The organism is Acinetobacter shaoyimingii (genome assembly GCF_011578045.1).
Lineage (GTDB): Bacteria > Pseudomonadota > Gammaproteobacteria > Pseudomonadales > Moraxellaceae > Acinetobacter > Acinetobacter shaoyimingii.
In genome coordinates this window covers 717,023-729,139 of record NZ_CP049801.1, presented here as the reverse complement: position 1 = coordinate 729,139, position 12,117 = coordinate 717,023, and the positions used below count along the sequence as shown (strand labels likewise).

Below are 12,117 nucleotides of genomic sequence, written 5' to 3'. Positions count from 1 at the left end.
GGTGTTTTTATTGTTATACCATCAGATGAAATGATGATTTGCGAACCGCCAGCCATGACTATGCCATTTATAATTTTATAGTTAAACTTACTTTAGCATAAATTAACCACTTTTAAATATGACTTTTATTGTCGCTGTTCAACTCAAAGATAGTATTATTGTTGCTGTAGACAACAAATATCTGACCCTAGAAAATAAAAAAAATGATCTTTTAAAAGAACAGATTAGTTCTAAATTATATGCTTGGCACGGGGGGATCATTACGGGAACAGGTGAACACTATGTCATTGATAAAGCAGTCCGTCTTTTTACCAATAATGCAGATTCAGACCTTAAAAAACTTCCAACCTGCTTAAACATTTCAAGACAGATTAGAGAAATGGAAGTTGGACAGCATGAGCAAATTCAATCTTCCAAACTTTTATATTCACAATATAGTGAAAACGGAGCAAAACTATTAGCTATAGAACCCACAAAGGAAATAGGAAAATACCAAACATCACAATTTAAAGAAAATGATCTCATCATTTGGTTATTTAATCCAAACATTCAAAGTATTTCAGAAAACTTAAAGAATCTCTATGCGAATCTACGTCCCAAAGCATCCTTTGATCGAATCGAAGATTGGCTTGACTACTACATTTCAGCGATTGCAGAAATTTATACAAAACAAAGTTGTGTAGATTCATGGATGAGCAGTAGTTTTGATATATTTTTTCAAACAAAAGATCAATTTTTTTATAAGCATATTGAAAATAATTAAAAAATCTAACTTAAAAGAAATACTAATAGGCATTCTACGAAAATGATATAGGCCAAAAATAAAATACTATCCTCTTATTAAAAATGTTTGTAAGACATTCTATCTTCCTTTTTTCAAAAGGAGACTGGATGAGATCCACCTTCTATACCATAAATAAAAAAGGACTCACTCGAGTCCTTTTTTATTTCTAGCATATTAACCAATCGATTTAATCATCATCTCTGCAATATATAAGGTGAAAAATGCCAAGATTGGAGACAAATCAATCATCCCCATGTTGGGCATAATTTTACGGAAAGGAGCAAGCATAGGCTCAGCTAGTTCCTGTAAAACTTCAATATAAGGTGAACGAGACTGCGTTAACATCACAATCCAGCTACTAATAATGTAAGCAAACAAAATATATTTCAAAATCGTGATCAATGATTGAAGCATTGCCAATAAAGTTGAAACTACAAAATAAACCGTACTGCCTGTCGGTTGAGCATTCAAATATTTAATGCCAAACATTTTCAGAAAATACAGCAATACCAGTAGTACCAAAGCTGCAAGATTCACTCGCCCTTGGCCCACAGTAGGTAAAATTCTGCCAAAAACATCGACGATTTTAGTCGCTTTAACAGTCGATAAAACCACTGGATTGTAAGGACTTACTGCCGCCAATTGCATTAAAAAGCGGAAAAAAACCAGTAGAATTGCAACATTAATGATAATGTCAAAAATTAGAGCAGGGTTCGCTGCCATACTTCAACTTTCCTAATAAAATTGATTATTTAGCACTATCACTTAATTCTTGAGCCAACTCTTGGCTACGTTTCTGAGCAGCAGCAAGTGCTGTCTGAATATTTTGTGAAATTTGAGCACGATCAAAAACTTCTAAAGCCGCTTGGGTAGTCCCATTTGGCGAAGTCACATTTTTTCTAAGTTCTGATGGCGTATTTGAACTGGTAATTGCCATTTGAGCAGCACCCAGTGCAGTTTGCAAAGTCAAAGCAGTCGCAACTTTTTCATCTAAGCCCATATTTTTACCAGCACGAATCATACTTTCCATCATATAGAAAAAGTATGCTGGGCCAGAACCTGATACAGCGGTCACCGCATCAATTTGAGCTTCTGAATCAACCCAAAGTGTTAATCCTGTTGCTGCCAATACCTGACTTGCCAATTCTCGTTTTTCTGCATCAACCACTGGGTATGCAAATAACCCATGTGCACCCGTTTGCACCAAAGCAGGTGTATTTGGCATCACACGAACAATGAGTTCTGAACCTGTAAATTGAGCAATGGTCTGAATTTCAGCACCTGCAACAATCGACACGATCAATTTATCTGTAAATAAACCATTCAATGGCTTGAGTACTGTGGATAATACTTGAGGTTTTACCGCAAGAACCACGATGTCTGCATCACGAATTGCGTCAATGTTATTATTAGTCACATGAACGTCTTTCGCTTGTAATATTTCACGTACTTGTTCAACTGGATCAGATACGGTAATTCGAGTCGCAGGTAAACCACGACTGAGCAAGCCACCAATCAGGGCTTGAGCCATGTTACCACCACCAATAAAACAAATATTACAATTTAACGCAGTACTCATGAATCACACTCGACCTTAAATCTTTTTATAACGAAGAGATTAACTTTGGCTGCCATCCTCCAACCTCACAATACTGAGACTGAGCCAACCAAAACCCTTTAGGTGTAAAAACACCAAGCATAACATTATCTATGGTTAATATTTGAATTGTATGGCGTAACCATGGAAAAATTTGTGCATCTTGAATTGCTTTCTTTAATGGCCATGCACCTACGCGACCATAGAGATGAATTTTTTCACCGCCTGCTCTAGGCTTCAATAAAAGCTCACGTTCAAGTAATGCAAAACTTAAGCCCATTTCCGCTGTCTCAATTTTAAATATGCCAGATAACACATCACATTGTTGATGCAACTGAAATGTCATCATACATGGTACAGATTCAGTATCTTTATTCTGTAAATATTTGACCTTGTCTAAACGATACAAAACCTCTTGATACCTTACATAATAAAAACCATTCCAATGCAAAGCAGATTGAGCATCTTGTTTCGCATGAATCACTTCATCTTGCAAGCGTTGTACCATATCAAATGATGGACGGTATGTATCCTGTCCTCGCATCCATGCTGATAACAATTGACGCTGTCTTGGCGTTGATAAACTTGTTAATCGTTCAAGATCAAGCTCATCATACGTACCACACATGTCTAAATCTTGTGCTAAAACTTCATTTAAAATTTCATTGGCATCTTGCATCAAATAACTGGTACGTGTGATCGACTGCTGCATTTTAGGAAATCGGCTTTGCAAAATATGCCAAAGTTCGTGCCGACACCATGCTCGATCATAATGTGTATCTAAATTTGTTGGATCATCGACATAAGGAATTTTGAGCTGTTCAACCCATTGGCAAATTTGCTCACGCGAAATATCCAATAAAGGACGCCAAATCGAAAATTCATCTCGATGGTCAATAACTTTCATTGCTGTTAAGCCCTGCACTCCAGTACCAGAGAAAAGACGCAATAGAAATGTTTCCGCTTGATCTTGTTGATGGTGCGCAAGGACTAAAATTTCTTGTTCTTTTAAATGTTGCTTAAATGCTGTGTAACGTGCTTCACGTGCTTGGCTTTCAACATTGCCTTCGAGCACATCAACTGCTTGAATATGACATTCAATTTGAAGTAATTCACATTGCTGTGCAATAAATATGGCCCAATCATCACTGACTTTTTGCAGCTGATGATTGATATAAAGCACTCGAATGCGCTCAGGGCATAAAGCAGACATCAGAAATAACAACAGCATGGAATCCATGCCGCCGCTACATCCGATTAAAAATTTGGTGTCATCACCAAATTGGGACAGTTGTTTTAAGAAGCCAGACCTGAATTGTCGCTGCCAAACTTCATTAAACGTTGGTAACGTGCTTCGCATCTTGCATCAGCATCCATTGGAAGTAATTCATCAAGTGCTTGTTGTAACACATTTTTAAGTTGTTCCATCACATCATATGGATGTAAATGCGCGCCTTCGCCTTCATCTACCACATATTCCACAATGCCTAACTCTTTTAATTTGTCCGCAGTCAAGGCTAAAGCTTCACTGGCTTGTTCAGCTTTTTCAGCAGTTTTCCACAAAATAGACGCACAGCCTTCTGGTGAAATAACCGAGTAAATACTGTGAGATAACATCACCACACGATCGGCTACACCAATACCCAGCGCACCACCTGAACCGCCTTCACCAAGCACTGTCGCAATCACAGGAACTTTTAGACTCGACAATTGTGCCAAACTGGTTGCAATGGCTTCTGCCTGACCACGTTCTTCCGCGCCTACACCTGGATATGCACCCATGGTATCAATAAAGGTAAATACAGGCAGGTTGAAACGTTCAGCCATATCTAAGAGACGCTGTGATTTACGGTAACCTTCAGGATTACTCATCCCGAAATTATGTTGCAATTTTTCACGGGTACTACGACCACGATGCTGACCGACGACCATCACAGCCTGACCGTTAAAACGTGCCAAACCACCAATCATTGCACCATCATCACCATAGAGACGGTCACCGTGTAAGGCATCAAATTCAGTAAAAATTTCACCGACATAATCCAAAAATTGTGGACGATCTGGATGGCGAGCAATTTGAACCGTTTTCCATGCTTTAGACTGAGCAGCTTTATTTTTCATAAGTCGATGAATATTCCTAAATCTAAATTAAGCACTAACGCATTAATTGATAAATTTCTGTTTATCGATTTACTTAAGAATCGATAAATTTTTCCGACTGAATATTCAAAACAATATTCCAATGTTTAAATTGAACTTGCTCATCGTGCAAGTCTGCAACCAACAGAGGCCATTGTTTGGCATCACCAGAAACACTAAGTTGCCATTGTTGCTCATCTATAACGACTAATTCAATGGCAGGAAGCATCTCATCGCTACGACTGTGATTTAACAATACAGCTAAACGAAGCAACAAACTTAGGTAGACAAGCTTGTTCCCACCGACTTTAAAGACATCATTTTTTGCTTCAACACGTAACTTACGACGATGATGAGAGACCAAATGTGACAAATAATTTTGATCGATTTGTGAAAAGCCCGGAATATCGGAATGCTGTAACAAGTAAGCACCATGACGATGATAACCACTATGACTGATCGCTAAACCAATTTCATGTAAATAAGCTGCTCTTCGAAGCAAATCACTATCATCATTGTTAAGTTTCAATGCCTTAGCAACCGAGTTAAACAGCTTCTGAGCGGTATCGACCACGCGCTGTGCTTGTTTATGGTCTGCACCATAGCGTCCCATGAGGGCTTGTACACTTCTGTCACGAATATCTTCGTGTTGGAAACGACCTAACAGGTCATACATGACCCCTTCACGTAGCGCACCATCTGAATACACCAGTTTATCAATGCCTAAGACTTCAAATACAGCATGTAAGATTGCAATGCCTGCTGGCAAAACTGCTCGGCGGTCTTCTTTAAGACCTTCAAATTCCATTTCAGAAATATGTTTGTATTTGAGTAATTTTTGTTTGAGTTTTTCCAGACCTTCACGAGTCAATGATTCTTGATCATCACTCCAGCCCATATTTACCGCAATCTGACGACAGGCTTTGATTGTGCCACTTGAACCAACAACTGTATCCCAACCCGCAGCTTTATAAGTATTGGCTAAACCTGAAATTTCCTTGCGCGCTGCAACGACAGCTTTATCAAAATTCTTTTGATTAATTTCGCCATCACTAAAATACGTTTTAGTAAATGAAACACAGCCCATTTGTACAGATTCGGTGTGAATAGGCTCAAATTCTTCACCAATAATCAATTCCGTCGAACCACCACCAATATCAACCACCAAACGACGACCACTATTTGCCATCGTATGAGAAACACCCAAATAAATCAGGCGAGCTTCTTCACGACCTGCAATGATTTCAATATGTTTGGGTAAAATTTCGGCAGCTTTTTGAATAAATTCATGACCATTCTTTGCTTGGCGTAAAGCATTGGTTGCCACGATTCTCATACGGTTGGTATGTACAGAACTTAAACGCCCAACAAAACGTGCTAAACACGCTAAACCTCGCTGCTGAGCAGCTTCAGTCAAATTTTTATTTTCATCTAAGCCAGCTGCAAGCTGAACTTTTTCTGACATTGAAGCGACTTTTTTTACTTCCCCATGGTCTACACGTGCAATGGCTAAATGGAAACTATTGGATCCCATATCAATTGCAGCAAGTAATTCTTCATCAATCAAAAAATCAGACATTATTTAGACAAGTTTATTCCAGATTGTGCTTAGATTAATTCACATATTCACAATTTAAAAGCCATTTAATCAAACAATTTTAAGCAACTTTTAATTTTTAGAAAATTTAATTGCGTAATTATCCGATTGTGAATATCGTGAGCATCAATTGGACAAACTCACAATAAATATCGAAAATTAACGCATCCCCCTACTTTGTTAAAGATGACTATGTAATACTTATAGCAATAGATAAGCAGATCATCTTTAAAATATTTGGAGCAAAATCCATGTCTGGTAATATTGTAAATACAACGGATGCGAACTTTGAAGCAGACGTTTTAAATTCTGAAACTCCCGTACTTGTAGATTTCTGGGCAGGTTGGTGTGCGCCTTGTAAAGCAATTGCACCTGTACTTGAAGCATTATCGAATGAATACGAAGGTAAAGTAAAAATTGTTAAAGTTGACGTCACTTCTTGTGAAGCAACTGCTGTCAACTATAACATTCGTAACATTCCTGCATTGTTAATGTTCAAGAATGGTGAAGTTGTAGCACAACAAGTAGGTGCTGCGCCAAAGTCAAAATTGGCTGCTTTTATTGAAGAAAACATCTAATTCTAAATGCTCATTTAAAACGTTAGAATCTAGAGAAAAAGGCGCTATGATTTTATAGCGCTTTTTTTTAAAGCTTAAATTGACAAAACCATGTATCTCACTTATATTGCATGTTCAAGAATCACTTGGATTTCATCCTCGTTTCTTACAAGACACAAAACATAAGATCGCCGCTCGGCTAAAGAAATTGTTCTTACACATTTCTCCTCGAAAGAACTAACTAGATTCTGAGTTTGTTATTGTGCAATTTCAGTTGCAACTCTTTCCTTGAACTGCGGACGACTTTTGCTTCTTTTCTACTGTGTTTCACACATCATTACTTCAATCTGACCAATTTATGAATTTAACTGAACTCAAGAAAAAACCGATAGGCGAACTCATCAAAATTGCTGAGTTCATGGGCCTTGAAGGAATGGCACGTAACCGTAAACAGGACATTATTTTTGCCATTTTGAAACGCCATGCAATGAATGGTGAAGAAATCTTTGGTGATGGTGTTCTTGAAATTCTTTCTGATGGTTTTGGTTTCCTGCGTTCTGCAGCGGGATCTTACCTTGCAGGACCTGATGATATTTACGTGAGCCCTTCACAAATTCGTCGTTTTAATTTACGTACTGGGGATACGATTACAGGCACAATTCGTCCACCTAAAGAAGGCGAACGCTATTTTGCATTATTAAAAGTGAACCAAATTAACTACGACACGCCTGAAAATTCACGCAATAAAATCTTATTTGAGAACTTAACACCACTCTTTCCTACTGAACAAATGATCATGGAATTAGGGAATGGTTCAACTGAAGATTTAACAGCACGTGTTGTCGATCTCATTGCACCTATTGGTAAAGGTCAACGTTCAATTATTGTTGCACCGCCAAAAGCGGGTAAAACAATGTTGATCCAAAACATTGCTCAATCGATTGTACGTAATAACCCTGAAGTCTTCCTGATTGTTCTTCTTATTGATGAACGTCCTGAAGAAGTAACAGAGATGGAACGTACTGTTCGTGGTGAAGTGGTTGCATCTACATTTGATGAATCGCCCGCTCGTCACGTTCAAGTGGCAGAAATGGTCATCGAGAAAGCGAAACGTTTGGTTGAACACAAGAAAGATGTGGTCATCCTACTTGACTCGATCACACGTTTAGCACGTGCCTACAACACTGTTATTCCATCATCAGGTAAAGTCTTGACAGGTGGTGTAGATGCTCATGCCCTTGAGCGTCCAAAACGTTTCTTTGGTGCTGCACGTAATATTGAAGAAGGTGGTTCACTGACCATTATCTCAACTGCTTTAATTGAAACAGGCAGTAAGATGGATGAAGTGATCTACGAAGAATTCAAAGGTACAGGTAACCAAGAGATTACGCTTGATCGTCGTATCGCTGAAAAACGTGTCTTCCCTGCAATGAATATCAAGAAATCAGGTACTCGTCGCGAAGAACGTTTAATGTCTGAAGACAATCTTCGTAAAGTTTGGATTCTTCGTAAGCTACTACACCCAATGGATGAATTAGCAGCAGTGGAATTCTTGCTTGATCGTATGAAAGAAACCAAAACCAATGATGATTTCTTTGATCAAATGAAACGCAAAGCAGCCAACTAATTCAAGATACCAAATGAAAGACCCTCGGAATGAGGGTCTTTTTTTTCGTTGACATCTTTTACACAACGCTACAATTCCAGAGATGCCATGTAAAGTTATTTATAAATTTTTGATTATTTGATCTTTTTAAATTAAAAACCATTAAGTTTTAAATGCTTACAAAACAAAATGCCGATCTATCTTTTAGCCTTGATTGTAATTTTATGTTAAAAAACGACCTATTTTTAAGCTTTTTTTTCACTTTTTTAGCATTCCCTAGTAGCAATTCGAAATCCGCAGTGATAGCATGTGCGCATACCAGTTAGACTGCTCCATGCGTTATTACCCACTAACTAACGTTAGGAATAATAAAAGCACACAACAGACTAACTTAGGTTTTTTATGTCTCAATTTATTTTAATGAGAGTGATGCCATGTTATTCAAAAAAATTGCTATTGCTGCTGCCGTTGCTACTACACTAGCTTTCGTTGGTTGTGCTAAAAAAACTGAAGATGCTGTTGCTGACGCTACTGCTGCTGCATCTGAAGCTACTGAAGCTGCATCTGAAGCTGCTGTAGCTGCTGACGCTGCTACTGCTGAAGTTGCTTCTCAAGCTGACGCTGCTGCTGCTGACGCTGCTGCTTCTGCATCTGATGCAACTGCTGCTGCTGCTGACGCTACTGCTGCTGCTTCTGCTGCTCAATAATCGATTCGATTATTACGAAAAAGAGAACCTCTGGTTCTCTTTTTTTATGCCGACTATTTATAGATTAGAAAAATAAAAGCTTCGACATCGCCACATTCTGTACAAGCAATAAATCTCTGTGATCAAACGTTCTTTGATCCATTAAAGCTTATGCTAAAACTGCCTCACCTGAGCAAGTAAAAAAATGCCTCTTTAATATGAAGCATAAGCGAACGTTAGGAAGAGCTTAAGTTTAATACCCCTCTGTCGCTTCGCCGTATATGGAGCAAAAGAACGGATTTTCATCGATAATTTAATCTCTGTTGCACTTCATTTGAGAATCTAAGTCTTTAAAAGAAATCAAATATTTTAAGGATGAAAAAAACCCCGAATAGCGAACTATTCGAGGCCTCAACAATTTAAAATAATTTGAAGCAGCTGATCTTAATCAACTTGCTCCGTACCAACACGCTGTCTAAATTTCTGACCCGCACGGAATGTCACTACACGACGTGCTGAAATCGGAATTTCTTCACCTGTTTTTGGATTTCGACCTGGACGTTGACGTTTGTCACGTAGTTCGAAATTACCAAAACCAGATAATTTCACATGTTCACCAGCAATTAATGCTTGGCTAATTTCTTCGAAAAACAACTCGACCATTTGTTTTGCTTCACGACGATTTAAACTCGTAAGCTCACTCAAATGATCAGCCATTTCTGCTTTTGTTAATGCTGTCATGAGGTCCTCAATGTCGCTTGGTAAGTGTCTTGCAACACTTGAATAATGTTATCCATTCCGGATTTAATTTCAGCATCTTCAAGTGTCCGCGATGGATGTTGCCATAACACAGCAAATGCCAATGAGCGCTTGCCATCTTCAACACCTTGACCGGTGTACACATCGAACAACCAAGTAGAGTCTAAAAGCTCACCACCCGTTTTTTCGATAAGTTGCTGAATTTCACTAACATTAATCTTATCACTAATTAAAAGCGCAATATCACGTCTAACCGATGGAAATCGTGATAATTCTGTAAAATTAGATACATAAGTTTGCAAAACAGCCGATTGATCGATTTCTGCAACCCAAGTTGTGTTCAAATCGAGGGTTTCTTCCAATGATGGATGCAAGCGACCGAGGTAACCGACTGATTTTCCATCGACTAAGATTTCAGCAGACTGGCCAGGGTGTAGCCATGCACGCTCAGAACGCACATATTCCACTTTAACTCGCGCCGCTGCTAAAACTTCTTCCACTTCACCTTTTAAGTCAAAGAAATCCATTGGCTGTGCTTTACCATGCCAAGATTCAGCAGTTTTTGCACCAACTGAAATCATTGCCAATGTTGGAATTTGTTTGAGACCATCAATATCTTGAGCATCTTGATAATCAAAACGCAAACCTAATTCAAAGAAACGAACACGGCTTTGTTGACGGTTAATATTGTATTGAACACAAGGAATTAAGCTTGAAAGTAATGTTGAACGCATTACCGCTAAATCACTTGAAATTGGGTTCGCCAATGCCAATGGATTCACGCTTGGATTGAGCTGTTTTTCAAGTTTCAAGTCTGCAAAGCTGAAGCTAATCGCTTCTTGATATCCCAAGGTTACCAAAGTTTGACGTAACTGAGGCAATTCAAATTGATCTTGGTGCTTCGCTAATTTCACATCAATCACAGGCAAGCTGATTTGAATATTGTCATAGCCGTGAATACGTGCTACTTCTTCAATTAAATCTTGATAAATCGCCATATCATAACGATGTGATGGTGGAACAACACTCCACTCACCTTGTGCTTTTACAATGACTGTACAACCCAAACGTGTTAACGCATCCGTAATAAAATCAGATTCAACTTTATAGCCAAGAAGTTGATCCACTTGTGCTTGATTGAGTTCAATCGCTTCACGTTTTGGTAAAATTTCAGTTTTTTCAGCAACGGTAATTGGACCAAACTCACCACCAGCAAGTTCAGAAATCAATTGAGAAGCACGGTGCATTGCGATCATTGGCAATTCAAAATCTACACCACGTTCATAACGTTGTGATGCATCGGTATGCAAACCGAATTTACGTGCACGACCTGCAATCGCAAGCGGAGCAAAGAATGCTGATTCTAAGAAAATTTCTGTGGTTGCATCTGTCACTGATGAAGATAAGCCACCCATAATGCCTGCAATTGCGAGTGCTTTGGCATCATCTGCAATGACCATCACATCTTCAGACAATTCAACTTCTTGATCATTCAATAAGGTTAATTTTTCGTCTGCTGTCGCTTGACGAACATGTATAGCACCTTCAACTTTACCACCATCAAATGCATGTAAAGGCTGACCCAATTCAATTAAAACGTAGTTGGTAATATCAACCAAAATGCTGTGTTGACGAATACCCGAACGTGCTAAAGCTCGTTCCATCCATTCAGGCGTTGGTGCTTTAGTGTTGACATTTTTGATCACACGACCTAAATAACGTGGACAACCATCAGTTTCAACAACCACTTTTTTCTCATCAGAAATAGTGGCTGCAACTTCTTGAATCGCTGGTGCAGTTACAGGAAGTTGGTTAATCACACCAATTTCACGTGCCACACCACGAATACTAAAACAGTCACCACGGTTTGGCGTGATGCTGATATCAATGACATTGTCATCAAGATTTAAGTATTCACGAATGTCCACACCTACTGGTGCATCTGCAGGAAGTTCTAATAGACCATCAATTTTATCTTCAAGGTCAATTTCAGAAGCACCACACAGCATGCCTTGTGATTCAACACCACGAAGTTTGCCTTTTTTGATTTTGAAATCACCTGGCAACACTGCACCAATGGTCGCAACAGGTGCTTTCATGCCTGCACGTACATTTGGCGCACCACAGACGATTTGTAGTGGTTCACCCGAACCAATATTGACAGTCGTTACACGTAGACGATCTGCATCTGGATGCTGTTCAACAGTTAAGACTTCACCGACAACTACGCCTGTAAAAGGCTTTGCAGCTGGTGCAAGATCATCCACTTCCAAACCTAGCATGGTCAACTGGTTCGATAAGGTATCGCTATCAACCGCTGGGTTGACCCATGTGCGTAACCAATTTTCGCTAATTTTCATTGATAAAAACCTATATCTAAATTCTTAAATCC

11 protein-coding genes are annotated in these 12,117 nt (G+C 38.8%); 4 read left to right on the top strand and 7 right to left on the bottom strand.

Annotated features, from left to right (window positions below):
- Positions 1-118 precede the first annotated feature (118 nt).
- Positions 119-763, top strand: a complete 645-nt coding sequence (locus G8E00_RS03350; RefSeq protein WP_166008413.1) for a hypothetical protein — start codon at positions 119-121, stop codon at positions 761-763.
- Positions 764-958: 195 nt separating this feature from the next.
- Here the strand turns inward: G8E00_RS03350 and G8E00_RS03345 are convergent, their stop codons facing one another.
- The 5 genes from G8E00_RS03345 to ppx form a co-directional block, all read right to left on the bottom strand.
- Positions 959-1,507 carry a YggT family protein gene (locus G8E00_RS03345; RefSeq protein WP_166008414.1) on the bottom strand — a complete coding sequence of 183 codons (549 nt, stop codon included), beginning with the start codon at positions 1,505-1,507 and terminating at the stop codon, positions 959-961.
- A 25-nt stretch (positions 1,508-1,532) separates the two neighbouring features.
- Complete coding sequence (gene proC / locus G8E00_RS03340; RefSeq protein ID WP_166221956.1) at positions 1,533-2,363, bottom strand: pyrroline-5-carboxylate reductase; 831 nt, start codon at positions 2,361-2,363, stop codon at positions 1,533-1,535.
- Positions 2,364-2,388: 25 nt separating this feature from the next.
- On the bottom strand, positions 2,389-3,741 hold the full coding sequence (gene tilS, locus G8E00_RS03335; RefSeq protein WP_166221954.1) for a tRNA lysidine(34) synthetase TilS: 1,353 nt from the start codon (positions 3,739-3,741) through the stop codon (positions 2,389-2,391).
- Positions 3,678-4,502 carry an acetyl-CoA carboxylase carboxyltransferase subunit alpha gene (locus G8E00_RS03330; protein ID WP_166221952.1) on the bottom strand — a complete coding sequence of 275 codons (825 nt, stop codon included), beginning with the start codon at positions 4,500-4,502 and terminating at the stop codon, positions 3,678-3,680. The genes tilS and G8E00_RS03330 overlap by 64 nt, the downstream gene beginning before the upstream one ends.
- A 73-nt stretch (positions 4,503-4,575) precedes the next feature.
- Entirely contained in the window at positions 4,576-6,099 is a 1,524-nt protein-coding gene (gene ppx, locus G8E00_RS03325; RefSeq protein WP_166008418.1) for an exopolyphosphatase, read from the bottom strand.
- A gap of 269 nt (positions 6,100-6,368) precedes the next feature.
- Between ppx and trxA the strand changes: the two genes are divergently transcribed.
- The 3 genes from trxA to G8E00_RS03310 all read left to right on the top strand — a co-directional run bounded on the left by trxA (position 6,369) and on the right by G8E00_RS03310 (position 8,987).
- A complete protein-coding gene (gene trxA / locus G8E00_RS03320; protein ID WP_166008419.1) occupies positions 6,369-6,695 on the top strand; it encodes a thioredoxin in 327 nt (108 codons plus the stop codon).
- 337 nt (positions 6,696-7,032) lie between these two features.
- Positions 7,033-8,301 (top strand): transcription termination factor Rho, encoded by a 1,269-nt coding sequence (gene rho, locus G8E00_RS03315; protein WP_166008420.1) that lies wholly within the window; start codon positions 7,033-7,035, stop codon positions 8,299-8,301.
- A 413-nt stretch (positions 8,302-8,714) separates the two neighbouring features.
- A complete protein-coding gene (locus tag G8E00_RS03310) occupies positions 8,715-8,987 on the top strand; it encodes a hypothetical protein (protein WP_166008421.1) in 273 nt (90 codons plus the stop codon).
- Positions 8,988-9,410: 423 nt separating this feature from the next.
- On the opposite strand, the gene G8E00_RS03305 is transcribed toward G8E00_RS03310, so the two are convergent.
- Positions 9,411-9,707 carry an integration host factor subunit alpha gene (locus tag G8E00_RS03305; protein ID WP_166008422.1) on the bottom strand — a complete coding sequence of 99 codons (297 nt, stop codon included), beginning with the start codon at positions 9,705-9,707 and terminating at the stop codon, positions 9,411-9,413.
- Positions 9,704-12,085 carry a phenylalanine--tRNA ligase subunit beta gene (gene pheT, locus G8E00_RS03300; RefSeq protein ID WP_166221950.1) on the bottom strand — a complete coding sequence of 794 codons (2,382 nt, stop codon included), beginning with the start codon at positions 12,083-12,085 and terminating at the stop codon, positions 9,704-9,706. Before pheT ends, G8E00_RS03305 begins: the two co-directional genes overlap by 4 nt.
- Between the last annotated feature and the right edge of the window lie 32 nt (positions 12,086-12,117).